General features: G+C 68.5%; 25 protein-coding genes, 1 tRNA gene and 1 pseudogene. 14 read left to right on the forward strand and 13 right to left on the reverse strand.

What is annotated here, in order from left to right:
* Positions 1 to 4 precede the first annotated feature (4 nt).
* The 3 genes from GGR12_RS03525 to GGR12_RS03535 all read right to left on the reverse strand — a co-directional run bounded on the left by GGR12_RS03525 (position 5) and on the right by GGR12_RS03535 (position 1,715).
* Positions 5 to 292, reverse strand: coding sequence for a hypothetical protein (locus GGR12_RS03525; protein ID WP_183202939.1), 288 nt, complete (start codon positions 290 to 292; stop codon positions 5 to 7).
* Between the two features lie 311 nt (positions 293 to 603).
* Positions 604 to 990, reverse strand: a complete 387-nt coding sequence (locus GGR12_RS03530; protein ID WP_183202941.1) for a hypothetical protein — start codon at positions 988 to 990, stop codon at positions 604 to 606.
* 110 nt (positions 991 to 1,100) lie between these two features.
* Complete coding sequence (locus GGR12_RS03535; protein WP_183202943.1) at positions 1,101 to 1,715, reverse strand: malonic semialdehyde reductase; 615 nt, start codon at positions 1,713 to 1,715, stop codon at positions 1,101 to 1,103.
* Between the two features lie 317 nt (positions 1,716 to 2,032).
* On the opposite strand from GGR12_RS03535, the gene GGR12_RS03540 reads away from it, so the two are divergent.
* The 6 genes and pseudogenes from GGR12_RS03540 to GGR12_RS03565 all read left to right on the forward strand — a co-directional run bounded on the left by GGR12_RS03540 (position 2,033) and on the right by GGR12_RS03565 (position 6,303).
* A complete protein-coding gene (locus tag GGR12_RS03540) occupies positions 2,033 to 2,362 on the forward strand; it encodes a YbaB/EbfC family nucleoid-associated protein (RefSeq protein ID WP_183202945.1) in 330 nt (109 codons plus the stop codon).
* A 1-nt stretch (position 2,363) separates the two neighbouring features.
* Positions 2,364 to 2,966, forward strand: a complete 603-nt coding sequence (recR, locus tag GGR12_RS03545) for a recombination mediator RecR (protein WP_183202947.1) — start codon at positions 2,364 to 2,366, stop codon at positions 2,964 to 2,966.
* 364 nt (positions 2,967 to 3,330) lie between these two features.
* Positions 3,331 to 4,596: a DNA recombination protein RmuC gene (locus GGR12_RS03550; protein ID WP_183202949.1), complete on the forward strand. Its 1,266-nt coding sequence runs from the start codon at positions 3,331 to 3,333 to the stop codon at positions 4,594 to 4,596.
* Between the two features lie 70 nt (positions 4,597 to 4,666).
* Positions 4,667 to 5,122: a hypothetical protein gene (locus tag GGR12_RS03555; protein WP_183202951.1), complete on the forward strand. Its 456-nt coding sequence runs from the start codon at positions 4,667 to 4,669 to the stop codon at positions 5,120 to 5,122.
* Between the two features lie 10 nt (positions 5,123 to 5,132).
* On the forward strand, positions 5,133 to 5,333 hold the full coding sequence (locus tag GGR12_RS03560; RefSeq protein WP_183202953.1) for a helix-turn-helix domain-containing protein: 201 nt from the start codon (positions 5,133 to 5,135) through the stop codon (positions 5,331 to 5,333).
* Positions 5,333 to 6,303, forward strand: a pseudogene (locus GGR12_RS03565) (TraB/GumN family protein). The gene GGR12_RS03560 and the pseudogene GGR12_RS03565 overlap by 1 nt, the downstream one beginning before the upstream one ends.
* Before the next feature lie 4 nt (positions 6,304 to 6,307).
* On the opposite strand, the gene GGR12_RS03570 reads toward GGR12_RS03565, so the two are convergent.
* Both GGR12_RS03570 and GGR12_RS03575 read right to left on the reverse strand, forming a co-directional pair.
* Positions 6,308 to 6,381: transfer RNA gene (locus GGR12_RS03570), tRNA-Gly, on the reverse strand.
* Positions 6,382 to 6,426: 45 nt separating this feature from the next.
* A complete protein-coding gene (locus GGR12_RS03575; protein WP_183202955.1) occupies positions 6,427 to 8,088 on the reverse strand; it encodes an amidohydrolase in 1,662 nt (553 codons plus the stop codon).
* A gap of 255 nt (positions 8,089 to 8,343) precedes the next feature.
* On the opposite strand from GGR12_RS03575, the gene GGR12_RS03580 reads away from it, so the two are divergent.
* Both GGR12_RS03580 and GGR12_RS03585 read left to right on the forward strand, forming a co-directional pair.
* Entirely contained in the window at positions 8,344 to 8,658 is a 315-nt protein-coding gene (locus GGR12_RS03580) for a hypothetical protein (protein WP_183202957.1), read from the forward strand.
* An 11-nt stretch (positions 8,659 to 8,669) separates the two neighbouring features.
* Positions 8,670 to 9,101, forward strand: coding sequence for a DUF488 domain-containing protein (locus GGR12_RS03585; protein ID WP_183202960.1), 432 nt, complete (start codon positions 8,670 to 8,672; stop codon positions 9,099 to 9,101).
* A 16-nt stretch (positions 9,102 to 9,117) separates the two neighbouring features.
* Here GGR12_RS03585 and GGR12_RS03590 read toward each other — a convergent pair whose 3' ends face one another.
* The 3 genes from GGR12_RS03590 to GGR12_RS03600 all read right to left on the reverse strand — a co-directional run bounded on the left by GGR12_RS03590 (position 9,118) and on the right by GGR12_RS03600 (position 13,515).
* Complete coding sequence (locus tag GGR12_RS03590) at positions 9,118 to 11,295, reverse strand: 3-hydroxyacyl-CoA dehydrogenase NAD-binding domain-containing protein (RefSeq protein ID WP_183202962.1); 2,178 nt, start codon at positions 11,293 to 11,295, stop codon at positions 9,118 to 9,120.
* Between the two features lie 216 nt (positions 11,296 to 11,511).
* The gene (locus GGR12_RS03595; protein WP_183202963.1) at positions 11,512 to 12,717 is read right to left on the reverse strand and encodes an acetyl-CoA C-acetyltransferase; all 1,206 of its coding nucleotides are present in this window, start codon (positions 12,715 to 12,717) and stop codon (positions 11,512 to 11,514) included.
* 423 nt (positions 12,718 to 13,140) lie between these two features.
* Positions 13,141 to 13,515 (reverse strand): VOC family protein, encoded by a 375-nt coding sequence (locus GGR12_RS03600; protein WP_183202965.1) that lies wholly within the window; start codon positions 13,513 to 13,515, stop codon positions 13,141 to 13,143.
* A 173-nt stretch (positions 13,516 to 13,688) separates the two neighbouring features.
* Between GGR12_RS03600 and GGR12_RS03605 the strand changes: the two genes are divergently transcribed.
* Positions 13,689 to 14,243 (forward strand): hemerythrin domain-containing protein, encoded by a 555-nt coding sequence (locus GGR12_RS03605; RefSeq protein ID WP_183202967.1) that lies wholly within the window; start codon positions 13,689 to 13,691, stop codon positions 14,241 to 14,243.
* On the opposite strand, the gene GGR12_RS03610 is transcribed toward GGR12_RS03605, so the two are convergent.
* Complete coding sequence (locus GGR12_RS03610) at positions 14,240 to 15,226, reverse strand: KpsF/GutQ family sugar-phosphate isomerase (RefSeq protein WP_183202969.1); 987 nt, start codon at positions 15,224 to 15,226, stop codon at positions 14,240 to 14,242. The genes GGR12_RS03605 and GGR12_RS03610 overlap by 4 nt on opposite strands.
* Positions 15,227 to 15,338: 112 nt before the next feature.
* On the opposite strand from GGR12_RS03610, the gene otsB reads away from it, so the two are divergent.
* The 3 genes from otsB to GGR12_RS03625 are packed head-to-tail and all read left to right on the forward strand — an operon-like array spanning position 15,339 to position 19,388.
* Positions 15,339 to 16,127: a trehalose-phosphatase gene (gene otsB, locus GGR12_RS03615; protein ID WP_183202971.1), complete on the forward strand. Its 789-nt coding sequence runs from the start codon at positions 15,339 to 15,341 to the stop codon at positions 16,125 to 16,127.
* Positions 16,124 to 17,908, forward strand: coding sequence for a glycoside hydrolase family 15 protein (locus GGR12_RS03620; protein WP_183202973.1), 1,785 nt, complete (start codon positions 16,124 to 16,126; stop codon positions 17,906 to 17,908). Before otsB ends, GGR12_RS03620 begins: the two co-directional genes overlap by 4 nt.
* A 55-nt stretch (positions 17,909 to 17,963) precedes the next feature.
* Positions 17,964 to 19,388 (forward strand): alpha,alpha-trehalose-phosphate synthase (UDP-forming), encoded by a 1,425-nt coding sequence (locus GGR12_RS03625; RefSeq protein WP_183202975.1) that lies wholly within the window; start codon positions 17,964 to 17,966, stop codon positions 19,386 to 19,388.
* A 153-nt stretch (positions 19,389 to 19,541) separates the two neighbouring features.
* Here GGR12_RS03625 and GGR12_RS03630 read toward each other — a convergent pair whose 3' ends face one another.
* Positions 19,542 to 20,156 carry a glutathione S-transferase family protein gene (locus GGR12_RS03630; protein WP_183202977.1) on the reverse strand — a complete coding sequence of 205 codons (615 nt, stop codon included), beginning with the start codon at positions 20,154 to 20,156 and terminating at the stop codon, positions 19,542 to 19,544.
* A gap of 146 nt (positions 20,157 to 20,302) precedes the next feature.
* On the opposite strand from GGR12_RS03630, the gene GGR12_RS03635 reads away from it, so the two are divergent.
* The gene (locus GGR12_RS03635) at positions 20,303 to 21,046 is read left to right on the forward strand and encodes a helix-turn-helix transcriptional regulator (RefSeq protein ID WP_183202979.1); all 744 of its coding nucleotides are present in this window, start codon (positions 20,303 to 20,305) and stop codon (positions 21,044 to 21,046) included.
* On the opposite strand, the gene GGR12_RS03640 is transcribed toward GGR12_RS03635, so the two are convergent.
* The 3 genes from GGR12_RS03640 to GGR12_RS03650 all read right to left on the reverse strand — a co-directional run bounded on the left by GGR12_RS03640 (position 21,040) and on the right by GGR12_RS03650 (position 23,635).
* Positions 21,040 to 22,242 (reverse strand): acetyl-CoA C-acyltransferase, encoded by a 1,203-nt coding sequence (locus GGR12_RS03640; RefSeq protein ID WP_183202981.1) that lies wholly within the window; start codon positions 22,240 to 22,242, stop codon positions 21,040 to 21,042. The genes GGR12_RS03635 and GGR12_RS03640 overlap by 7 nt on opposite strands.
* 86 nt (positions 22,243 to 22,328) lie before the next feature.
* Positions 22,329 to 22,694, reverse strand: a complete 366-nt coding sequence (locus GGR12_RS03645) for a hypothetical protein (RefSeq protein WP_183202983.1) — start codon at positions 22,692 to 22,694, stop codon at positions 22,329 to 22,331.
* Between the two features lie 29 nt (positions 22,695 to 22,723).
* Positions 22,724 to 23,635 carry an SDR family NAD(P)-dependent oxidoreductase gene (locus GGR12_RS03650; protein WP_183202985.1) on the reverse strand — a complete coding sequence of 304 codons (912 nt, stop codon included), beginning with the start codon at positions 23,633 to 23,635 and terminating at the stop codon, positions 22,724 to 22,726.
* Positions 23,636 to 23,835: 200 nt separating this feature from the next.
* Between GGR12_RS03650 and GGR12_RS03655 the strand changes: the two genes are divergently transcribed.
* A complete protein-coding gene (locus GGR12_RS03655; RefSeq protein WP_183202987.1) occupies positions 23,836 to 24,996 on the forward strand; it encodes an outer membrane beta-barrel protein in 1,161 nt (386 codons plus the stop codon).
* The last annotated feature ends 151 nt before the right edge of the window (positions 24,997 to 25,147 follow it).

Here is a 25,147-nt window from a genome sequence, read left to right on the forward strand (position 1 = left end):
GAAGCTAGGCCATCCGCTTCATCAATCCGTTTGAGAAGTAGCCGATGCTCAGATCAGGCCGCTCAGCGCCTGCTCTGACAGCAAGCACCATTCCTTCTGTGTCCAGCTCTGAGACAAGCTCGGCGGGAAAGCCTTCAAAATGGCACCCCTCATATCTCTGCTGCCACGCGGATATGTCTCTTACCAATGACGGCGAAATGCCGATCAAACCGGGTTCGACGTAGCCGCCGCTAATACCGTCCCGCACTCCGGTGCCGGATAGCATGCCGTCTATCAGGAAGTGCGTCGCCATTGGCTGGTAGTAGCGTGCTCCTTCAGGTGGGCCAACGGCAGCCTTCCACCCAGTGCGGTCATTGGAGGCGGCTGCTTTCGAGCTCAATCGGTCCCCTGGACGCCTTGTCATCCCGGACGCCGCGCAGCGGCGATCCGGGACGCGAATGCTTATAACCACGCCCTCCCGGAAGCTGCGCCAGCAGCTATCCGGGAGACAGGTCGGGACGTCGTCGGCTGGCTCCCGGACAATCGCTTCGCGATTTCCGGGAGGAGGGGATGGGGGGACAGGTCCGTCCCGGCTCTCCGCTGCGCGTCGGCCGGGATGACAAGCTAGACCCTCGAACTCCAAGGCTGCGCGATAGACCTGCCGGCGACGTAGAACAGCGCCGCCGCGGTGAGCCAGAGCAGCACGAACACGCCTGCGAATATCAGAACCTGCACGGGTCCGCCGTCCAGGTTCGCGGTCGAGGGCGCAGTCGCTGTCAGAAGTCCGAGCGCGGCCTGCATGCCGGCGACCCCCGCCATGGTTCGCGCCATGCCGGCTGGCTGGAACCGGGTCGCGAAACTTCCGACGCCGGCGGCCAGGATCAGCATGAAATATCCGGCGGCGGATCCGTCGTCGCGCACGATGGTGGTCCAGACGATCAGAAGCGAGATCACGGCGACCAGGGCGATTCCGCCTCCGAAGGCCCATCCGTTCCGGTTCGTTTCACTCATGCTTCCCGCTCCCTGATAGCAAACGTCCGGACACGCTAGCGGGCATGTCCGGACGAGGTCATGAGGGAAGTATGAGCAAGTCGTGAGCGGCGGGGGCTCCGCCTGGGCCTTCAGAGAATCTGGGCCGCCTCGTCGAAGCTCAGGCGCGGCGACCGGGGGAACAGGTTCTCGTCCGAGCCGTAGCCGAGGTTGACGATGAAGTTCGGCTCGATGGTCGTGCCGGGGAAGAATTCGTTCCGGACGCCCTCGGCGTCGAAGCCGGACATCGGGCCGACGTCCAGACCCAGGGCGCGGGCGGCCAGCAGGAAATAGCCGCCCTGCAGCGAGCCGTTGCGGAACGCGGTCTCGCGGCGACCGCCTTCCTCGCCGAACCAGTCCTTCGCGCCGGGTGCATGGGGGAACAGTACGGGCAGGTGCTCGTGGAACTCGATGTCGTGGCCGATGATCACGTTCACCGGCGCCTGCAGGGTCTTCTCGCGGTTGGCGTCGGCCATCAGCGGGGCGAGCCGGGCCTTGGCCTCGGGCGAGGTGACGAAGACGAAGCGCGCCGGGGTGGCGTTCACCGCCGTCGGCCCGAATTTGGTCAGGTCGTACAGCTTGCGCAGGAGGTCCTCGTCCACCGGACGGTCCGTCCAGGCGTTGCGGGTGCGGGCTTCGGTGAACAGTTGGGCGAGCGCGGGCTCCGAGAGCGGACGGTCGCGGGTGGTGAGAGCGTCAAAGGCCATGAACTGGTCCCTCCTGATTAGAAACTGCAACAGCAGCGAATACCAAATAGGAGAGCGCGGGGACGGCGCCAAGGGTTCTGGCACAAATTCTGTTACAGATCGACCGCCGCCCCGCGCGCAGCGCAACTTCCCGAGCCCGGGGGTTCATCACGACGAACACAACGGTCCACTACGGGCACAGCGGGGCCGGAGCCTCGCACGGGACCCGCCGTGTTCGTCGTGCTTTCGTCGTGCCCGTTGTGAAGCCCCTTCGCCTGTCGCCAGCAACCCGCCGGTCGCGCTTGGCGCCGCCCCGCCGGAAGGCCTATCTAGGGGGCATGAAAGACCTCAACGCCCTGATGCAACAGGCCCAGGTGATGCAGCAGCGACTGCAGGACGCCCAGGCCAAAATGGCTGAAACCTCCGCTTCCGGCACGTCCGGCGGCGGCCTCGTCACCGTCTCCCTCAAGGGACCGGGCGAGGTCACGGCCGTCGTCATCGACGACAGCCTGATGGTCTCCGGAGAGGCTGAAATCCTCGCTGACCTGATCGTGGCCGCCCACGCCGACGCCAAGCGCAAGCTGGACGAGGTCAACGCCGCCCTGATGCGCGAGGCCGCCGGACCGATGGCCGGGATGAACATCCCCGGCATGCCCAAACTGTTCTGACTTGGCCGCCTCCGCCGGACCTGAAATCGAACGCCTGATCTCGCTGCTGGCCAAGCTGCCGGGCATGGGCCCGCGCTCGGCCCGGCGCGCGGCCCTGGCCCTGCTGAAGAAGCGCGAGCAGCTTCTGGTCCCGCTCGCCGCTTCCCTTGCGGAGACGGCCGAGAAGGTGTCGTCGTGCAGCGTCTGCGGCGCGCCCGACACCCGCAATCCCTGCTCCATCTGCTCCGACGGCTCCCGCGACAACGGCCTGATCTGCGTCGTTGAGGAGGCCGGGGCCCTCTGGGCCATGGAGCGTTCGGGCGCCTTCCGCGGCAAATACCATGTGCTGGGCGGCCTGCTGTCCGCCCTGGACGGCGTCGGCCCGGACGCCCTGCGCATCGCCGAACTGGTCGGACGCGTCCGCGGCGGTGAGGCGAAAGAGGTCGTGCTGGCCTTGCCTGCCACGGTCGATGGCCAGACCACGGCCCACTACATCGCCGAACGCGTCGCCGGCTCGGGGGTGGAGATCACCTCTCTTGCCCGCGGCGTCCCCGTCGGCGGCGAACTGGACTGGCTGGACGACGGCACCATCATCCAGGCCCTGAGGGCGCGCCGCCCGGCCTAGCCGCGCGCAGCGCAATCCCTGGCTTGAGGTCCGGTCCCGCAGGTTCATCACGAAGAACACCAAGGACCACAAAGGACACAAAGGGAGCGGGGCGTGGCGCGAACGCCTTCGTGTCCTTTGTGCCGCCTTCGTGCCCTTCGTGATGAACCACCGGCGCCCCGGCCCAGACAATCTGGGGCCCGGCTTCGCCGGGATGATTGAGGTTTCCGCCTACGACCGATTTTGACGTAGGCCCGGTGCAGCATGGAGCCATGACCCGCCCCCGCGCCGCTCCGGCCCTTCAGACGAATCAGACTCTTCAGACTGTTTTTTCGCGGTCGGAGTCTGATGGCTCCGCCTCGCGACTCCCGCTAAGGAACGGAGCATGAACGCTTCCCTCGTCGCCTTTTTCGCCGCCTCGCTCCTCGCCCTGGTCGCCCTTGGCTGGGCCCTGATGGAGCGCCGCCGCGCCGCCGCCGCCGAGACGCGGAACTGGGAGCTGCGCGAACGGCATGCCGAGACCGAGGCCCGCATGCGCCTCGTCGAGGACCAGGCCGCCACCCAGACCGAACTGCTGCGCGCCCAGGCCGCCCACTCGGCCAATGCGGTCGCGGAGGAGCTGCTGAAGCGCAACGACGAGACCTTCCGCAATCGCGAGCTGCTGGCCCAGCAGCGCATGGACGCCCAGCTGAAGCCCGTCGCCGAGACCCTCGCCAAATTCCAGGAACAGGTCGCCGCGCTGGAGAAGAGCCGCGCCGAAGAGACCGGCGGCCTGAAGGAGCAGCTCGCCCAGCTGATGTCCGCCTCCAGCGCCACCCGCGACGAGGCACGCAAGCTGACCGAGGCCCTGCGCGGCAACACCGGCCGTCGCGGTCGCTGGGGCGAGCAGACCTGCCGCAACGTGCTCGAGGCCGCCGGCATGGCCGGGCGCTTCGACTTCGAGGAGCAGACCTCCAACGCCGACGACGCCGGCCGCCAGCAGCGCCCGGACTTCATCGTCCGCCTGCCGGGCGGCGGCATGTTCGTGATCGACGCCAAGGTCTCGCTGGCCTTTGGCGACGAGACCGACGGCGATCAGGACGCGCAGAACCGCGCCGCCTCGCTGCGCACCGCCGCCAGCATGAAGACCCACGTGCGCCAGCTGGCGTCCAAGGCCTATCAGGACCAGTTCAAGCCCAGCCCCGACTTCGTGGCCATGTTCGTGCCCGGCGACGCCTTCCTCGCCGCCGCTCTGGACCACGAGCCCGACCTGATGACCACGGCCATGGCCTCGCGCGTCGTCATCGTCACCCCGACCACCCTGTTCGCCCTCTGCAAAGCTGTTGCGTACGGCTGGCGCGCCGAGGAGCAGGCCAGGAACGCCGAGGACGTCGCGAAGCTTGGCAAGGAGCTCTACAAGCGCCTGTCCGTCATGGGCGGCCACGCCGCCTCGGTCGGCAAGGCGCTGGAAGCCGCCGTCGGCCGCTACAACCAGTTCGTCGGCTCGCTCGAGAGCCAGGTCATGGTCTCCGCCCGCCGCTTCGAGGATCTGCAGGTCGATCACGAGGGCAAGGAACTGCCTGAACTGGCGCCGGTCGACAACACCCCCCGCACCCTCAGCCGTCCCGAGCTCACCGAGGCGCCGAAGCTGCGGATCGCCGAGGGCGGCTGACAAGCGTCCTTGACATCGATGATGTCGGGTGTGTAAAACGTCCTTGTCATTCTCAAGGGACGTCGCCGCCATGGCCAGGGGCCTGAAATCCGTTCTCCTCTGGTCCGCCGCGGGCCTGGGCGGGCTGTTCGTCCTGATGTTCCTCGCCGGCGTCGGAGCCGGCTACGTCTCGGCCCGCGGAACCGACCTCGGGCCGGCCACAGTCTGGGGCCTGGCCGTCTTCGCCATCGTGATGATGGCCGGCTCCCTGGCCGCCGGCGCGGGCTGGATGCGCTCCATCGACGAGGCCGCGCAGGAGGCCCACAAGTCGGCCTGGTACTGGGGCGGCACCGTCGGCATGACCGTGGGCATGGTCTTCATGATCATGACGATCCTGCCGCAAACCGCCGATCTGGACATCCCGGCCTGGATCAACGGCCGCACCGATCCCGCCGCCTATATGGCCGCGGGGGCCTTCGGCATCCTCTTCCTCATGCTCGCCGGCTACCTCATCGCCTGGGCCTGGTGGTGGTGGAGACGCCGGTGAGGATCGCCTCGTGAACAACCACCTCAAGGCGCTGCGGGCCGAGCGAAGCTGGAGCCAGTCAGATCTGGCCGAGGCGCTCGGCGTCTCCCGCCAGACCGTCAATGCGCTGGAAACCGGCCGCTACGATCCCTCGCTGCCCCTGGCCTTCAAGATCGCCCGGGTCTTCGGCCAGCCCATCGAATCCATCTTCTCCGAAGAGGAAACCGCCTGATGACCTCCAGCCCGATCCGCGCCGCCGTCAGCGTCGCCCGCTCCGCGCTCGGCGTCGCCCTCGGCCTCGGTCTGGCGGCGGCGATCGCCTTCCAGCCGGCGCAGGCCTTCGCCCGCACCCTGGCCCCGGCCTCTGCGCCGGTCGTCCAGCCCGCGCCGGTCGGCGGCTCCGGCCCGGCCCTGTGGGTCATCCGCGACGAGGACTCGACCATCTACCTGTTCGGCACGGTCCACGTGCTGCGCCCCACCACCCTGTGGCGCTGGGCCCGGGTCGAGCAGGCCTTCGACAGCGCCGACCAGGTCTGGCTCGAGATCTCGAACCCCGAGGATCAGGCGGCGATCATTCCCCTGGTCCAGCAATACGGCCTGTCGCCGGACCGCCCCCTGTCCAGCCTGCTGACCGAGGCCGAGAACGCCGAACTGGGCGAGGCCGCGGCCGCGATCGGCATGCCGTCCGCCCAGATGGACGTCTTCCGCCCTGGCTGGCGGGTCTGACCCTGTCGATCTCGCCCCTGGTCAAGGCCGGCTATGATCCGAAGTCGGGCGTGGAGCTGACCCTGAAGGCCCAGGCCGAGGCGGCCGGCAAGCCGATCCATGGCTTCGAGACCCTCGACGAACAGGTCCGCGTCCTCGCCGGCCTGCCGGAGGACCAGCAGCTGGCCTTCCTGCGCGGCACCCTTGCGAGCTGGGACAACGCGACCACCGAGCTGGACCAGCTGGTTGACGCCTGGGCCCGCGGCGACGTGGCGGCGATCGAGCGCTACGGCGTGGACGGCATGCGTGACGAGAGCGAGGTCATCTATCGAGCCCTGCTGGTCGACCGGAACAGCAACTGGGCGGGGCAGATCCAGGAGCAGCTGGAAGGCTCGGGCACCATCTTTATCGCCGTCGGCGCGGCCCATCTGGCGGGCGACCACAGCGTTCAGCGCATCCTGCGGTCGCGGGGCGTACGGGCCGAGCGGCTGCAGTAGAGGCTGGAGCGGGCAGCGGGAATCGAACCCGCACGAAAAGCTTGGGAAGCTTTCAGGCTACCACTACATCATGCCCGCGGAGCCGACGGCAGACTTAGGGCCATCGGCTGACGACCTCAAGCCTCAGTCGGCCTGGTGGACCACGACGCCGTCGACGACCGTCAGGGTCGCGTGGCCCTTGGGAATATCGGCGAACGGCGCGGTCATCAGATCGACGTTGAAGGCCGTCAGGTCGGCGCGCTTGCCGACCTCGATGGTGCCCAGCTCGTTCTCGCGGAACGAGGCGTAGGCCGGCCAGAGGGTGAACATCTTGAGGGCGGTGGCGCGATCGACGGCCTCGTCCGGGCGCCAGTCGGGACCCTGGAAGCCCTGCAGGTCGCGGCGGGCGACGGCGGCGTAGAACTCGATCAGCGGATCGCCGCGCTCGACCGGGGCGTCCGAGCCGCCGACCACGATCACGCCGCGATCGACCAGGCTGTGCCAGGCGTAGGCGCCGTCCAGACGGGCGTCGCCGAGGCGGGCGGCGGCGAAATGGAAGTCGCCGATGGCGTGGCTGGGCTGCATCGAGGCGATGATCGGCAGGCGCTGGAAGTCTGCGTAGTCGACAGGGCGCAGGATCTGGGCGTGCTCGATGCGCCAGCGCACGTCCTCGCCGGTGGGGCGCTGGTCGGCGGGCACGGCGGCCAGGGCCGTCTCGTACCATTCGGCGACGGAGGCGTTGCCGCGATCGCCGATGGCGTGGGTGGCGATCTGGATGCCGGAGCGCAGGGCCTGTTCGTACAGGGGCACGGCCTCGCTGCTGGAGGTCTGCATCAGGCCGGTGGTGCCGGGCTGGTCGGAGTAGGGGGCGAACAGGGCGGCGCCGCGCGAGCCCAGGGCGCCGTCGGCGTAGTATTTCACGGCCCGGGTGATGATCCGGCCGTCGGCGACGCTGCGCGGACCCGAGGCGAACAGGGCCTGCGCCCCATCCGGGGTGACGCTGTTGTAGATGCGCAGCGGGGCCTCGCCGTCGGCGGCCATGTCTTCCAGAAGCGGGATGTCGCGCCACGGGGCGCTCATGAAGTGGACGCCGGTCCAGCCGTAGGCGGCCTCGACCCGGAAGCCGGCGCGATAGGCCTCGCGGGTGGCGGCGGGATCGGCCTGGGGCATCAGGCCGGAGACGAGCTGTTCGGCGGCGTCGACCAGCATGCCGGTCGGCTTGCCGTCAGGGCCCTTGAGGATTTCACCGCCGGACGGCGCGTCGGTCGAGGCGTCGATACCGGCGGCGGCGAGGGCGGCGGAAGAGGCGACCACGGCGTGACCGTCGGCGCGGCCCAGCAGCACGACCCGGCCAGGCGCGGCGGCGTCGAGGTCGGCGGCGGTCAGGAAGCGGCCTTCAGGCCAGTGGGTCTCGATCCAGCCGCGGCCGACGATGGGACCTTCGGGATGGGTTTCGGCCCAGGCCGACAGCTTCGACATGGCCTCGGCGACCGACGCCGAGCCTTCGAGGTTCAGCGTCAGTTCGCGCCAGCCCACACCGTCGAGGTGGGCGTGGCCATCGGTGAAGCCGGGGAAGAGGGCGGCGCCCTTCAGGTCGATGACCTTTACGGTCGAGACGTCGACGGCGGGCTGGTCCGCGGCGCGGCCGACCCAGGCGATGCGGCCGTCGCGAACCAGAACGGCCTCGGCGGTCGGGGCGGCGTCGACGCCGGTGTAGATCGGGCCGCCGCTGATCAGCAGGTCCTGGGCCTGGGCCGAGGCGGCGGCGCTGGCCAGCAGGAGGGCGAGGGCGAGGCGGCGGATCATCGGTCAGCTCCGGAGTTTGGCCTGCGAGCGGTGACGCCGGGAACGGTGAAGGTCAAGGGCGCAGGGCGGGGCCGATCCGAAGCGACGTGAGACCCCTGTGGCGAAAAAACCGGTCTCACGAGTCTCACGAGTCTCGCCCGGAAGGGCGCGAGCCGGCAACGGAGGCATGTTGGCGGACGGGTACGTCAGAAGCGGTCGCAGGGGACTCGCCATGGAGCGGATTGTCCGTCACGCTCGTGGCGAACGGAGACGCCTGTGATCGCACTCGCCCTGACCCTGCTCGCCGCCGAGCCCGAGCCCGCTCGGGCCGAGCTCTGCCTGGCCCACGTCAACGCCATGATCGCCGAGGCGTCGCGGGAGACCGGGATGGTCGCCGGGCCCAGCTGGTTCATCCGCGACTGGTGGACCGATCGACTGCCGGAGGACGCGTCGTCAGGGGCGCTCTCAGCGGAACAGAGGATGGCGCTGGAGGCTTCCATCGTCGCGCGGAAAGCCGTCGATCCCGACAAATACCGGGCCGAGCTGCAGAGCTGTGCCGACGAGGCGATCGACGGTGGGGCCCTGCCCTGAGGGAGGCGAGGATGAAGCTGTTCACCGTCGGCTACGAAGGCGAACCGCAGGCGGCGGTCATCGACAAGCTGAAGGCGGCCGGGGTCGAGGTGGTTGCTGACGTGCGGGCGGTGGCGGCGTCGCGGCGGGCGGGGTTCTCCAAGACCGTGCTGGGCAACAGCCTGAAGGACGCGGGCATCGACTACGTCCACCTGCGGCCGCTGGGCACGCCCAAGGCGGGGCGGGAGGCGGCGCGGAAGGGGCGGATCGGCGAGATGCGCGAGATCTTCGCCGAACATATGCAGGAGCCGCCGTCGCAGTTGGCGTTCGAGGAATTGCGCGAACTGGCGGGGAAGAGGAAGACCGCCCTGCTGTGCTTCGAGGCGGACCACGCGGGGTGCCACCGGTCGGCGCTGGCGGAGCGGTTGCAGGCCGAGGACGGGTTCGAGGTGGTGAACCTCTGACCCGTCCCCGTCTGTATCAGGCGGCGGCCTTCTGCTTGCCGGCGAAGTCGCCGTAGAAGGTGCGGCCCTGGTCGGCCATGTCGCGGAGCAGCTGCGGGACCTTGAAGCGGTAGCCGTAGCGGGCGGCGTAGTCGTCGGCCTTGGCCACGAAGGCCTTCAGCCCGGTCTGGTCGATGAGGGTGATCGGGCCGCCGGTCCAGGGCGCGAAGCCCCAGGCCAGGATGGCGCCGACGTCGGCCTCGCGCGGGTCGTCGATGACGCCCTCTTCCCAGCAACGTGCGACCTCGACCGCCTGGCGGTACAGCAGGCGCTGCTTCTGGTCCTCGATCAGCTCAGGCGTCGAGTCGTTGATCTTGACCGGGGCCAGCTCCGACAGGCCCGACCACAGCTTCTTGGGCTTGGTGTCGTAGTCGTAGAAGCCCTTGCCGTTCTTGCGGCCGTAGCGGCCCAGGTCCTCGACCATGGTCTGGACGATCTGCCAGCCGGCCATCGGCACATAGGCGTCGCCGAGGTCTTCCCTGGTCTGTTTGGCGATCTTCACCGAGAGGTCGAGGGCGACGTCGTCGTGCATTTCCAGCGGGCCGCGCGGCATGCCGGTCATGCGGCCGATGTTGTCGATCAGGGCCGGGGCGTAGCCCTCCTCGAGCATGGCCAGGCCCTCGGCGACATAGGTGCCGAAGCAGCGCGAGGTGTAGAAGCCGCGGCCGTCGTTGACGACGATCGGGGTCTTCTTGATCTTCATGATGTAGTCCAGCGACTTGGCGATCGCCGCCTCGCCGGTCTTCTCGCCGAGGATCACCTCGACCAGCATCATCTTGTCGACGGGCGAGAAGAAGTGGATGCCGATGAAGTCCTCGGGGCGCACCGAAGCCTCGGCCAGGCCTGTGATCGGCAGGGTCGAGGTGTTGGAGCCGAAGATGGCGCCCGGCTCGAGCTGGGCCTCGGCGCGCCTGGTGACCTCAGCCTTGATCTCGCGGTTCTCGAACACCGCCTCGATGACCAGGTCCGAGCCCTTGATCAGGCCGTAGTCGGTGGTCGCGGTGACCGAGCCGAGCAGGGCGTCGAATTTGGCCTGGTCGATCTGGCCGCGCGAGAGGCGTTTCTTGAGCAGCTCCTCGACGTGGGCCTTGCCCTTGTCGGCGGCTTCCTGGTCGCGGTCGATCAGGATGGTTTCGATGCCGGCCAGGGCCTGCACATAGGCGATGCCCGCGCCCATCATGCCGGCGCCGAGGACGGTGACCTTCTTGGGGTCCGACTTGGGCTGGCCGGCCGGACGCACGGCGCCCTTGTCGAGCTCCTGCTTGCTCAGGAACAGCGAGCGGATCATGGCCTGGGCCTGCGGCGTCATCAGGGTCTTGATGAAGTAGCGGGTCTCGATGCGCAGGGCCGCGTCCATGGGCACCTGAACGCCCTCATAGACGGCCTTCATCAGGTTCAGGACGGCGGGGTAGTTGCCGTAGGACTGCTTGCGCAGCATGGCGTTGCCGACGAGGAAATTCTGGATGCCGGCCGGGTGGTAGGGGCCGCCGCCGGGCAGTTTGAAGGACTTGTCGTCCCACGGCTGGACGGCCTTGCCGCCGCCCTTGATCCACGCCTTGGCGGCATCGACTTCGCCGCCGACCGGCACGACCTCATGGACGATGCCGGCGCCTTTGGCGTCGTTGGGGCGGAAGGACTTGCCCTCGCTCATGGCCATCATGGCGGCCTGGACGCCGACCAGACGGGTCAGGCGCTGGGTGCCGCCGCCGCCGGGGAAGAGGCCGACCTTGATCTCGGGCAGGCCGAGCTGGATCTTCGGGCTGTCGCCGACCACGCGGTAGTGGCAGGCCAGGGTCAGCTCGAGGCCGCCGCCCAGGGCCAGGCCGTTGATGGCCGCGGCGACCGGCTTGCCGCAGGTCTCCAGGGCGCGCAGGGCGCCGTTCAGCTTCCAGCCTGCGTCATAGGCGTCCTGCAGCGAACCGCCGGCCAGCATGCCGCCGGCCATGTCGCCGAGGTCGGCGCCGGCGCAGAAGCCGCTGGTCTTGCCCGAGGTGAGGACCGCGCCCTTGATGGCGTCGTCGGTCTTGATGCGCTCGACCCACTCGGGGATCTCCTTCATCACGCCCGAGGTCAGGGTGTTCATCGACCGTCCCGGGACGTCGAAGGTGATCAGGGCGATGCCGTCGGCGTCGACGTCGATCTTGAAGTTTTCCATCGGCCTAAGGCCCTTATTCTGAAACGTCGGCGCCTGGAGCCGACTGTTGATGGTTCGTCACGAAGACCACGGAGGAGGCACGAAGGACACGAAGGGACCGGTGGGAGCGCCGCAGGCGACTGTTCCGGATTTTGGGAGGCGCTGCGCGCGGCGATGAGGCGCTGCCTCTTCGTGCACTTCGTGCCTGCTTCGTGCCCTAGTGATGAACCTCCGAACTCAGACGCGTTCGATGACGGTGGCGGTGCCCATGCCGCCGCCGATGCACAGGGTGATGAGGGCGGTCTCCTTGTTGGAGCGCTCCAGCTCGTCGAGGACCACGCCGGTGATCATGGCGCCGGTGGCGCCGAGCGGGTGGCCCATGGCGATGGCGCCGCCGCAGACGTTGATCTTGTCATGCGGGATGTCGAGCGCCTGCATGAAGCGCAGGACGACGGCGGCGAAGGCCTCGTTCAGCTCCCACAGGTCGATGTCGTTCTTCGACATGCCCAGCTTGCCGAGCAGCTTGTTGGCCACGAACTCGGGGCCGGTCAGCATGATCGACGGCTCCGAGCCGATCGAGGCGGCGCCGCGGATCTTGGCGCGCGGCTTGAGGCCCAGCGCCTTGCCGGCTTCCAGCGAGCCGATCAGCACGCCGGCGGAACCGTCGACGATGCCCGAGGAGTTGCCCGGAGTGTGGACGTGGTTGACCCGCTCGACCTCGGGGTAGCGCTGGTTGATCACACTGTCGAAGGCCATCTCGCCCATCATGGCGAAGGACGGGTTCAGGGCGCCCAGGGTCTGCATGTCGGTGTTGGGGCGGATGGTCTCGTCATGGTCGAGGCGGACCAGGCCGAGCTGGTCGAGCACCGGGATGACCGAGCCCTTGAAGCGGCCCTCGGCCCACGAACGGGCGGCGCGCTTATGGCTTTCCACCGAGTAGGCGTCGACGTCGTCGCGGCTGAAGCCCCATTTCGAGGCGATCATGTCGGCCGAGACGCCCTGCGGCACGAAATAGGTCGGGAAGGCCGAGGACGGGTCGACCGGCCAGGCGCCGCCATCGGAACCCATCGGCACGCGGCTCATCGCCTCGACGCCGCCGCCGACGGCGAAGTCGGCCTCACCGGACTTCACCTTGGCGGCCGCCATGTTCACGGCTTCGAGGCCCGAGGCGCAGAAGCGGTTCACCTGGACGCCGGCGGTGGTCTGGGCCCAGCCCGAGTTCAGCACGGCCGTACGGGCGATGTCGGCGCCCTGCTCGCCCACCGGCGAGACGCAGCCGAGGATGACGTCGTCGACCTTCGAGGTGTCGAGATCGTTGCGATCGCGCAGCGCCTGGAGGACCTGGGTGGCCAGCGACAGGGCGGTGATTTCGTGGAGCGAACCGTCCTTCTTGCCCTTGCCGCGCGGGGTGCGCACGGCGTCGTAGATGTAGGCGTCGGCCATGAGGTGGGTCTCTCTCTTGGGTCCCTGGCGCTCGGCCCGCGGGGCCTCGCTGCTTGAGGGACAGGGTGCGGAATCGAAACTCGGTCGTCAGAAAGCGTACGTTTACGTCAACGTCAAGTAACAACGACGGCGGCGGCGCGGGAGGGGCGCCGGACCCTCTCATTCAAAAAATGCTCAAAACCTCTCAAACCCTCTCAAGTCCTCTATTTGCGGAAGACGCAGCGATCGGCCGAAACGGGCGCCAGAGCAGGGGAAACGAACTGCCGCGGCCCGTCAGAACGCCCGCCTGGCGGACATTGAGGCATTAAAGCACACGGCTGCGTCAGAAGGGGTCGTGGGTCAGGTTCGGCCCTGCGGAAGGCGTGATCGAAATGGCGGACTTGAGAGGGATTGAGAGGGTTTCCGGACACCCTCTCAAGTCCTCTATTCCGCCGCATGGCAGACCGCCTCGACGTTGAAACCGTCCGGGTCATGGACGAAGGCGGCGTAGTAGGTCGGGCCGTAGTTTGGGCGCAGGCCCGGGCCGCCGTTGTCGCGGCCGCCGGCGGCGAGGGCCGCGGCGTGAAAGGCGTCGACCTGGGCGCGGGTTTCGGTGCGGAAGGCGATGTGGTTCGCCTCGCCCGGCCGATCCTTGTCGGCGATGATGAACTCGGGGCTCTCGATCCCGTACATGACGACGGTGGCGTCGCCGTCGGGAAACTCCTGGATCAGGCGGTAGCCGAGCGGTTCCAGCGCGGCGTTGTAGAAGGCGCGCGAGCGGGCGATGTCGCTGACATCGAGGCCGAGGTGGTCGATCATCCGAGGGCTCCCTGTCGTCGTCTGAAAACGCGCGAAAGGGCGAGTTGTGTCGGCTGCCGGACGCCCGGAGGGCGGAAATCGCGCGAACGACTCTCAGCTAGCGGAGCCGTGGGAACAGGCGCGCGCCCGGTGTCTTTCTGAGCCCTAAGCCGTTCGATCAGGAGGATAATCTTATGGCGCAGACCTACGAAGACATGGACGCCATCGCCATGCTGAAGGCCGATCACCGCAAGGTCGAGGAGATCTTCGCGGACTTCGAAAAGGCGCGCAGCCGCGACCGCAAACAGGCCCTGGCCGAACAGGCCTGCCTGGAGCTGAAGGTTCATACGGTGCTGGAGGAGGAGGTCTTCTATCCGGCCTGCAAGGGACACATCGAAGAGGACCTGCTGAAGGAAGCCTATGTCGAGCACGACGGGGCCAAGCAGCTGATCAACGAAATCGAGGCGGGCGGGCCTGAGGACGATTTCTATGACGCCAAGGTCAAGGTGCTGTCCGAGATGATCGAGCACCATGTCGAGGAGGAGGAGAAGCGCTCCGAGGGCATGTTCGCCCAGGCGCGCGCCGCCGGTCTGGACATGGACGAGCTGGCCGACCTGATGCGGGCCCGCAAGCGCACGGCGACGGAGGAGTTCCAGGCCGGCAAGCCGGCGGAGCCGCTGACCCTGCGCGAGGAGAACGGCGGCGAGGAGCCGACGCTGGACGAGCTGACCGGGAATCCGGCGCGCTAGCTGACGTAACCCGCCTGCATCAGCTCGGCGATGTGGACAATGGCCAGCGGGTGGTCGTCCTCGATCACCAGCAGGGTGGCGATCTTGTTCTGGGTCATCAGGTCGATGGCGTCGCTCATGCGGGCGTCCGGCCCGATGACCTTGGGACGCGGGCTCATGACGTCGGCGGCGGTGAGGCCGGACAGGTCGCCGCGAGCAAACGCGCGGCGGATGTCGCCGTCGGTGACGATGCCGGCCAGGGTCCCGTCGGCGTTGATGACGGCGGCGGCGCCCTTGCGGCCCTCGGTGATGCCCGAGACGACCTCGGCGAAGGTGGCGGTCAGCGGCAGGGTCGCCGGCGCCGGCGGACGGTCGCCCATCCAGTCGCGCACGCTCTGCAGGCTCATGCCCAGCTTGCCGCCCGGGTGGTGCAGGCCGAAGTCCTCGGCGGTGAAGCCGCGACGGTCCATCAGCACCATGGCGAGCGCGTCGCCCATGGCCAGGGTCATCAGGGTCGAGGTGGTCGGGGCCAGGCCGTTCGGGCAGGCCTCGGGCGCGTTGGGCAGGGTCAGGCAGACGGCGGACGAACGGCCGAGGAAGCTGTTGGGGCGCTGGGTGATGCCGATGACCGGAATGCCCTCGCGCTGGCAGTAGATCAGCGGATCGCGCAGCTCGCGACTTTCGCCCGAGTTGGAGATGGCCAGGACGGTGACGTCCTTGCGCAGCATGCCGAGGTCGCCGTGGCTCATCTCGGCCGGGTGGACGAAGAAGGCGTTGGTGCCGGTCGAGGCCAGGGTGGCGGCGATCTTGCCGCCGATGTGGCCCGACTTGCCCATGCCGGTGACGACGACATAGCCGGGGCGGGACAGGATGGTGTCGACCGCGCGGGCGAGGCTGTCGTCGATGGCGCCTTCCAGCTGCTGAAGCGCCTGGATGTTGAGGCTGATGACCTCGCGGGCGCGGGCGATCATGGCGGCCGGATCGGCGGAGAGCTTGTCGGTCATGGTCGGGAATTGGCCCATCCGGGGCGGTTTCACAATCTCCCGGCGATGTTGCGCTGCGAAAGAAACGGCGCAGTCGGACAACCAAACCTGTCGGCGGCGCGTTAGGGCCCGCATGGGGACGTCCAATCCGACTATCGACGCCGCGAATGCGGCCGCCGACGCCACGCCGCGTTTGCCCGCGCCTCCACTCCAGCTGAAACGGCCGGCGCTGTTCCTCGATCTGGACGGGGTGCTGGCGCCGCTGGCCGAGACCCCGGATGCGGTGGTGCCTGACAGCCGGAGGACGGCTGTGCTGAAGGCGGTGGCCGAACGGCTGGACGGCCGGGTGGCGATCATCAGCGGGCGCACCATCGCCGAGGTCGACCGGATCGCCGAGGCGGCGCTGGCTTCGGCCTCGGGCGTCCACGGGCTGGAGCGGCGTCGGGCCGACGGCTCGGTGGATCACGCCAAGCCGGCGAAGACGGTGCGGCAGGCGGTGGAGGCCTTTCACGACTTCGCCCGCGATCGGCCCGGGATGATCGTCGAGGACAAGACGGTGTCGGCGGGCCTGCATTTCCGCGGCGCGCCGGCGGAGGCGGAAGCCGCGAAGGCTCTCGCCCGGCGATTGGCGGACGACACGGGTCTGGTGCTGCAGCCCGGCAATCTGGTGGTCGAGGTGAAGACGCCGGGGACCGACAAGGGCACCGCCCTGACCGCCTTCATGGCCGAGGCGCCGTTCGCCGGCGGGGTGCCGGTGATGCTGGGCGACGATCTGACGGACGAGGACGGCTTCGTCGCCGCGGAGGCGGCGGGCGGTTTCGGCGTGCTGGTGGGGCCGCCGAGGGAGACGGCGGCGCGATACGGACTGCCGGATGTGGACGGGGTGCTGGACTGGCTGGAACGCCTGAAGGAGAGCGCATGACCCCCGACCTCGACCTCGCCCCCATCGGCAACTGTTCGATCAGCGCCCTGATCGACCGGCGCGGCCGGTTCGTCTGGGCCTGTGCGCCGCGCGTGGATGGCGACCCGGTGTTCTCGGCGCTGATGGACGGGAACGATCCGCAGCACGGCTTCTGGGACATCGAGCTGGAGGGCCAGACCGAAGTCACCCAGGCCTATATGCGCAACACGCCGGTGCTGCGGACGGTGATGACGGCCGAGGACGGGTCGGCCATCGAGGTGATCGACTTTTCGCCCCGGCATCCGAAGCACAGCCGGACCTACCGGCCGCTGGCCTTCGGGCGGATCGTGCGGCCGCTGCACGGGGCGCCGCGCATCCGGGTGCGGTTGAGGCCGTCGGCGGACTGGGGCGCGCGGCCGGCGGAGCGGACCAGCGGTTCGAACCACATCCGCTATCTGTGCACCGATGTGACGCTGCGGCTGACCACCGACTGCCCGGTGTCGCATGTGCTGAACGAGCGGGTGTTCCGGCTGGAGCGGGCGCATGCCTTCTTCCTCGGGCCGGACGAGGGCTACGACCAGGACGTGGGGCCGGGCGTGTCGGCGGCGCTGGAGCGGACCGTGGCCTACTGGCAGGAGTGGGTGCGCAAGCTGTACCTGCCGCTGGACTGGCAGGGGGCGGTGATCCGGGCGGCGATCACACTGAAACTGTGCGCCTATGAGGAGACGGGAGCCATCGTCGCGGCCCTGACCACCTCGGTGCCGGAGTTTCCCGAGAGCGGGCGCAACTGGGACTATCGCTACTGCTGGATCCGGGACGCCTACTATGTGGTGCGGGCGCTGAACCGGCTGGGCGCGGTCGACATCCTGGAGAACTACCTCGGCTATCTGAGGAACCTGGTCGACGACGCGGCGGGCGGGCATGTGCAGCCGGTCTATGGCGTGGGGCTGGAGCCGGGCATCGGCGAGCGGATCGTCGACAGCGTCGAGGGCTATCGCGGCATGAAACCGGTGCGTGTCGGCAACCAGGCGCACGAGCATCTGCAGCACGACGTGTACGGCCAGATCGTGCTGCCGCTGGTGCAGGCCTTCTACGATCACCGCCTGCTGCGGCCGGCGACGCTGGACGACTTCCATGCGCTGGAGCGGGTCGGCGAGCGGGCCTTCGCCATGCACGACCAGACCGATGCGGGGCTGTGGGAGTTCCGGACCATCGCGCGGGTGCACACCTATTCGTCGGTGATGTGCTGGGCGGCGTGCGACCGGCTGGCCAAGGCGGCGCATCACCTGGGGCTGGAGGACCGGGCGGCCGTCTGGAACGACCGGGCCAGGATCATCCGAGAGCGGATCGAGAAGGAGGCCTATCTGCCCGACGAGGGCCGGTTCGCCGCCAGCTTCGGCAATCGCGAACTGGACGCCTCGCTGCTGCAGATGACCGACCTGGGCTTCCTCGATCCGCGCGATCCGCGCCAGGTGGGCACGTTCGAGGCCATCGAGCGGGACCTGAAGAAGGGCCCGTACCTGTTCCGCTATATCGAGCCGGACGATTTCGGCGAGCCGGAGACGGCGTTCAACTTCTGCACCTTCTGGTTCATCGAGGCGCTGCACCTCAATGGCCGCACCGAGGAGGCGCGCGAGATCTTCGAGCAGATGCTGAGCCGGCGGACCCATGCGGGGCTGCTGTCGGAGGACATCTCGCTGAACGACGGCGAGCTGTGGGGCAACTACCCGCAGACCTATTCGCTGGTCGGGATCATCAACTGCGCGGTGCTGCTGAGCCGGTCGTGGACGGACGTGCGGTGATCCGTTTCACGACATTGCGTTGCGACCAACGCGCGAAGGCGGCGGTTACGCCCTCATGAGTCGTTTGATCGTCGTCTCCAACCGGGTTTCAGCCCCGAAGGACCCTGCCGCGGGCTCCGTCGGCGGGCTGGCCATGGCGCTGTCGTCGGCGCTGCGGAAATACGACGGCCTGTGGTTCGGCTGGTCGGGCGAGACGGTCGAGAAATTCGTGCCCGAGGCCAAGATCGAGGACCGGTCCGGCGTGACCGTCGCCCTGGTCGACCTGGAGCCGCAGGACGTCGACGAATACTACAACGGCTACGCCAACAAGACGCTGTGGCCGCTGTTCCATCACCGGGTCGATCTGACCGCCTACGAGCGGTCGTACGGCGAGGGCTATGAGCGGACCAATGCGCGGTTCGCCGAGGTGCTGGCGCCGCTGATCCAGCCCGACGACGTGATCTGGATCCACGACTATCACATGATCCCGCTGGCCCGGGACCTGAGGCGGCGCGGGGTCACCAACCGGATCGGCTTCTTCCTGCATACGCCGTGGCCGGCGCGGCAGCTGCTGGTGACCCTGCCGCACCATCGGCGGCTGGTGGAGTCGATGTTCAGCTACGACCTGATCGGCTTCCACACGCGCGAATGGCTGGACCTGTTCAGGGACTACATCGCGTCGGAGCCGGAGGTGCGCGGGCGGCTGTTGCCGAACGACGCGGTTGAGGCGTTCGGGCGGGTGGTGCAGACGGGCGTGTTCCCGATCGGCATCGACGTCGACGGCTTCCTGAAGGCGCGCAACTCGGCGTTCGGCCGGCGGACCTACGACCGGATGGCGGCGTCGGCGGCGTTCCGGACGATGATCGTCGGCGTGGACCGGCTGGATTACTCCAAGGGACTGGAACAGCGGCTGCTGGGCTACGAGCAGTTCCTGAACGACAATCCGGACATGCGCGGCGACGTCTTCCTGCTGCAGGTGACGCCGATCAGCCGGGACGAGGTGAACACCTACCAGGACATCCGCTCGCGGCTGGAAGGTCTGGCCGGGCGGATCAACGGCGAGTTCGCCGATATGGACTGGCAGCCGATCCGCTATCTGAACCGCACCTATCGCCGCGATCAGCTGGCGGGAATCTATCGCGCGGCGAAGGTCGGGCTGGTGACGCCGTTGCGAGACGGGATGAACCTGGTGGCCAAGGAATATGTGGCGGCCCAGGACGCGGAGGATCCCGGCGTGCTGGTGCTGTCGCGGTTCGCGGGCGCCGCCGAGCAGATGGGCGAGGCCCTGCTGGTCAATCCGTTCAGCCGCGAGGAGCTGTCGGACGCCATCAAACGGGCGCTGACCATGCCGCTGGCCGAGCGGAAGCGGAAATGGGAGTGCCTGATGGAGGTGGTGCGGGACACCGACGTGAGTATCTGGCGCGACGACTTCGTCGCCTCGCTGCGGGCGACCAACCGGCCGGCGGACGGCAGCGGCAACGCCGCCGCCCGCGCGGCCTAGATTTCCCCATCCGCTCATCCCCGCGAAAGCGGGGACCCAGTGCTTTGGGTGACAGGTCTTGCCCTGGTCGCTCGGACCGTTGTCCCGAACCGCCGGCGCTTCACCAACAGAACTGGGTCCCCGCTTTCGCGGGGATGAGCGGATGAAGTGAGATCAGGCCACCTCGGTCATCGCGGGCGGCGTGCCGTCCTTGGCGGCGGCGGCCAGATTGGCGGGGCGTTCGCTGACGCGTTTGAGCCAGGCGTCCAGCAGCTCGCTTTCGGGGGCGAACTCGCGGCCCCAGGCCATGGCCGAGCCGATCATGACGTCGACGGCGGTGAAGCGGTGCCCCATCAGATACGGGCCGTGCTTCAGGGCGGTGAGGATGCGGTCGTTGACCGCGTCGTAGCGGGCCTTCGCGACGGGATCGCCTTCGGTCTGGCCGCTGATCCGGCCCCAGTAGGCGGGCTCCATCTCGCCGGCGGTCCAGGCCAGCCAGGTGACATAGGCGGCGCGTTCGGGCGAGCCGACGGCGGCCCCCAGGTCAGCGTCGGGGAAGAGGTCGGTCAGGTACAGGGCGATGGCGGCGGATTCCGTCACCAGGGCGCCGTCATGGAGCAGGGCGGGGACCTTGCCGTCCGGATGCGGATTGGCGGGGTCGCGGCGGCCGTTGCGGGTCTGGGCGCGGACGATCTCGACGTATTCGATGTCGAAGGGCGCGCCGAGTTCTTCCAGCAGCCAGACGATGCGGCCGGAGCGCGACCAGGGGGCGTGGAACAGCGTCAGCATCTGCAATCTCCTTGTTGGCGGCGCTATCGCTCGGGCCACGGGCCCTCGCTGCTTGAGCGCCAGGCGGCCCCTCGCCGCCCGCCCTGTTGATCTACTGCCACCCTGCTGCCAGCATGTTGTCAGCAGCGATCGGGCAGGGTGCAGGAATGAGACGCGCAGACCGCCTGTTCCAGATCATCCAGGTGCTGCGGCGGTCGTCGAAGCCGGTGACGGCGGACGCCATCGCCGCCGAGCTGGAGACGTCGAAACGCTCCATCTATCGCGACATCGCCACCCTGATGGGCCAGCGGGTGCCGATCCGGGGCGAGGCGGGCATCGGCTATGTGCTGGACGGCGGCTTCGACATGCCGCCGCTGATGCTGACGTCCGACGAGGTCGAGGCGGCGGTGCTGGGCGCGCAGTGGGTGGCGGGGCGCGGCGATCCCGCCCTGGCCCGGGCGGCGCGCGACCTGATCGCCAAGATCGCCGCCACCGTGCCGGAGAAGCTGCGGCCCGTCCTGCTGGAGCCGGCGGTGGCGTCGGCGCCGACCTGGAAGCGCGAGATCGAGACGCTGGACATGGCGCGCGTACGGGCGTGGATCCACGCGGGGCGCAAGCTGCGTCTGCACTATGCGGATGAGCAGGGGCGGGAGACATTGCGCGTCATCTGGCCTTGCCTGGTCGGCTATCGCGAGACGACGCGGCTGCTGGTCGGCTGGTGCGAGACGCGCGACGATTTCCGCACCTTCCGCACCGACCGCGTCGTCGAGGCGGACTTCCTCGACGACCGGTATCCGGGCCGCCCCGCCGTCCTGCGGGCGCGGTGGTATGCGAAGATGGAGGCCGAGCGGGCGGCGTGGGAGGCGAAGGGGTCTCCTTCGCCTCACAAGGCTGATGGTCCGCCTCAGTAGATCTCGAACAGACCGGCCGCGCCCATGCCGCCGCCGACGCACATGGTGACGACGCCGTATTTGGCGCCGCGGCGCTTGCCCTCGATGAGGACGTGGCCGGTCATGCGGGCGCCCGACATGCCGTAGGGGTGGCCGATCGAGATGGAGCCGCCCGAGACGTTGAGGCGATCGTCGGGGATGCCCAGCTTGTCGCGGCAGTAGATCACCTGGACGGCGAAGGCCTCGTTCAGCTCCCAGATGCCGATGTCGTCGACGGTCAGGCCGTGGCGCTTGAGCAGTTTGGGCACGGCGAAGACAGGGCCGATGCCCATCTCGTCGGGCTCGCAGCCGGCGACGACCATGCCGCGGTAGGCGCCGAGCGGTTGCAGGCCGTGGCGAACCGCCTCGCCCGCTTCCATGATGACGCTGGCCGAGGCCCCGTCCGACAGCTGGCTGGCGTTGCCCGCGGTGATGAACTCGCCCTGCTGGATTTCCTCGCCCGAGCCGAAGACAGGCTTCAGCGACTTCAGGCCTTCCAGCGTGGTGTCGGCGCGGTTGCCCTCGTCCTTCGAGAGGGTGACCTCCTTCTTCGAGATCTCGCCGGTGGCCTTGTCGACGACCAGCATGGTCGAGGTCATCGGCACGATCTCGGCGTCGAGGCGGCCTTCGGCCTGGGCCTGGGCGGTGCGCTGCTGCGACTGGAGGGCGTATTCGTCCTGGGCGTCGCGGCTGATGCCATAGCGGCGGGACACGACCTCGGCCGTCTCCAGCATCGACATATAGATGTGCGGCGCGAGCTTCAGCAGGTCCTCGTCCTTGCCGCGGTAGAGGTTCATATGCTGGTTCTGGACCAGGGAGATGGACTCCAGGCCGCCGCCGACGACCACCTTCTGCTGGTCGAAGATGACCTGTTTGGCCGCGGTGGCGATGCCCATCAGGCCCGAGGCGCACTGACGGTCCATGCTCATGCCTGCGACGCTGACGGGCAGGCCGGCGGCCAGCGCCGCCTGGCGGCCGATGTTGGTGCCGGTCGAGCCCTGCTGCAGGGCCGCGCCCATGACCACGTCCTCGATCTCGGCCGGGTCGATGCCGGCGCGGGCGACGGCGTGGCGGATGGCGTGGGCGCCCAGTTGCTGGGCCTGGGTGTCGTTGAAGGCGCCGCGATAGGCGCGCCCGATCGGGGTCCGGGCGGTCGAGACGATGACGGCTTCACGCATCAGGGAGGATCCTTGCCTTGGGGCGGTGTGGGTTCGGCCTTGATGTAAGGCGTTATCGCTGCGTCAGCCAAGGCGTCGTCGACGCATCAGTCGCATCTGGCGAGATGCCGCACCTCGCAACGCACATATTCATCCCCGAGCGCCAGGAGGACCGGCGCCGAAAGGGCGACGACGCCGAGCGCGACGATGAGGTTCAGCGCCAGGAAGGGACGGCTGCCGCCCCGGAAGACCGGAAGCAGGCTGACCAGAAGGGCGGCCGGGAGAAGGAGCAGGCTGCCGCCGATCAGCAGGCGACCCGGCAGGTTCAGGCCGCCGTTGCCGTCAGTGGTGGCGCGGCGCAGGAACGACTCCAGCGGCTGGAGTTCCAGCATGGCGATCCCCGACAGGATCGCGAAGGGCATGGCCATCGCCAGCGCCAGGAAGGCGGCGTGGCGGGCGTCCGTGGTCGACATGAGAGCCTCCGGCAGACGCCCGCTTTATATCATGCCTTGGCCTGGGCCGCTTGCGCCTTGGTCAGTTCGATGAAGCCCTGGGCGGCGCCCATCTCGGGGATGATCTCGCCCGTACGGTCCGAGATCTCCGCAAAGCGGGCGGCGATCTGCTCGGGCGCGTCGTCACCGGCGATCCAGGCGCCCTGGGTGAGGGCGACGTAGATGCGTTCGAAGCCGCCGGCGCCGGCGCCGAGGATGCAACGGTTCGGCGCGTCCTCGCTGACGAGATAGAGCAGGCCGGGCGTGACCATCTCCGGCCCGAGCAGCTCGAGCGGCAGACGGGCGCCGAGGTCCTCGGTCATGCGGGTGTGGGCGGTGGGCGACAGGCAGTTGACCCGGATGTCGTGCTTGGCGCCCTCGATGGTCAGGGTCTGCATGAGGCCGACCAGCGCCATCTTGGCGGCGCCGTAGTTGGACTGGCCGAAATTGCCGAACAGGCCCGACGACGAGGTGGTCATGGCGATGCGGCCGTAGTTCTGCCCGCGCATGATGTCCCACACCGCCTTGGTGCAGTTGACCGCGCCCATCAGGTGGACGTCGAGGACGAAGCGGAAGTCCTCCAGTTCCATCTTGGCGAAGGTCTTGTCGCGCAGCACGCCGGCGTTGTTGACCAGGATGTCGACCCGGCCCCATTTCGCCATGGCGGCGTCGACCATGGCCTGAACCGCGGCGTAGTCGGTGACCGAGGCGGCGTTGGCGATGGCCTCGCCGCCGGCGGCCTCGATCTCGGCGACCACGGCCTCGGCGGCGGTGGCGGAGGCGCCGGAGCCGTCACGGGATCCGCCCAGATCGTTGACGACCACCTTTGCGCCACGTCGCGCCAGCGCCAGCGCATGCTGACGGCCCAGACCATTGCCCGCGCCGGTGACGATGGCCACGCGGCCGTCGAAACTAATCGCCATCTGTACTGTTCTCCTTGTTGGACGCCTGTCCTAGCAGCCGTTTGGTCAGGCGAAACCCCGGTATTTGTGTTGAAACGGCGCCACACTCGCCGCATTCGCAACCAGATTGCGGGAACCGGAACCGTACATTGTGGTTAGGCCTCGGGAGCGCCCCGTGATCAAGCGTGGGCATTCGGGCAACCTTGAGTGTGAGGGATATGATGAAGGTCAAACTTCTCGCCGGAGTCGCAATGGCAGGGCTGTTCGCAGCTGGCGCCGCGGCTGCCGAGCCAAACGGCTGGTACGGCGCGATCGACGCCGGCTGGCACACTATCGACGATCTGGAGACGACGTCGCAGACCACGGGTCCCAAATGGGACATCAACGTGGACGATTCCTGGGCGGCTTTCGCCCGACTGGGTTACCGGTTCAACGAAAGCTGGCGTGTTGAAGTCGAGGGTGGCTATCGCGACCCGGGCGACATCGGCGGGATCACCAACCCGAACCCCGAGTTCATCGGTGGTGTGTGCAACGTGACTCCGGCTGTGGGGGCCTGCGAGGCTCCCGAGGGCGAAGTCACGTCGACCACGCTTATGGCGAACGTCATCTATGACTTCGGCAATGCGTCGTGGGGCTTCCGGCCCTTCGTCGGCCTCGGCGCCGGTGTGAACCGCGTCGACACCGAGTTCACGGGCACCTTCGAACGTCAGCGCACGATCGGCGTCGGCGCCGACGACAGCTCGACCGAGCTGGCGGCGCAGGTCATCGCCGGCTTCGCCTGGCGGATCGGCAGCCGTGCGAACCTCGACTTCACCTATCGCTATCTGATGTCCGACATGGACTACGATACGGTGACGTCGCTGCCGGCCGCGGCTCCGCTGGCCGGTCCGTTCGAGGGCCGTTACGACGACAGCCACACCTTCACCCTGGGTCTGCGTATGGCCTTCGGTGCAGATGAGCCGGTCTACGTGCCGCCGCCGCCGCCCCCGCCGCCCCCGCCGCCCCCGCCGCCGCCTCCGCCGCCTCCGCCGCCGCCGCCTCGTCCGGCAGCCCGTGAGTTCGTGGTGTACTTCGACTGGGATCGCTACGATCTCACCACCGAAGCCGCAGCGGTCGTCACGCAAGCCGTCAACTACGCGAAGACGGGTCGTCCGACGCGCATCCTGATCGTCGGTCACACCGACACCTCGGGTTCCGCGGAGTACAACCTGGGTCTGTCCCAACGCCGCGCCCGCACTGTGGGTGATGCAATGGTCGCCCAGGGCGTCAACGGCGGCGTCATCTCGCTGGATGGCCGTGGTGAAACCGAGCTGGCCAAGCCGACCGCCGATGGTGTTCGCGAGCCGCTCAACCGTCGCGCCCACATCAACATCACCTTCTGAGGTTGATGTCGGGACGTCCCCCGGCCTTCGGGCCGGGGAACGGACGGCAAGTCAGAACTACCGGAGCCGCCGGTCCCTTACGGGGCCGGCGGTTTCGCATTTCCGCCAGGCGGCGAGCCGGGCCGGGGTGGTAAAAACGGGGCCCGACCGC

It is taken from the genome of Brevundimonas lenta (genome assembly GCF_014196335.1).
Lineage (GTDB): Bacteria > Pseudomonadota > Alphaproteobacteria > Caulobacterales > Caulobacteraceae > Brevundimonas > Brevundimonas lenta.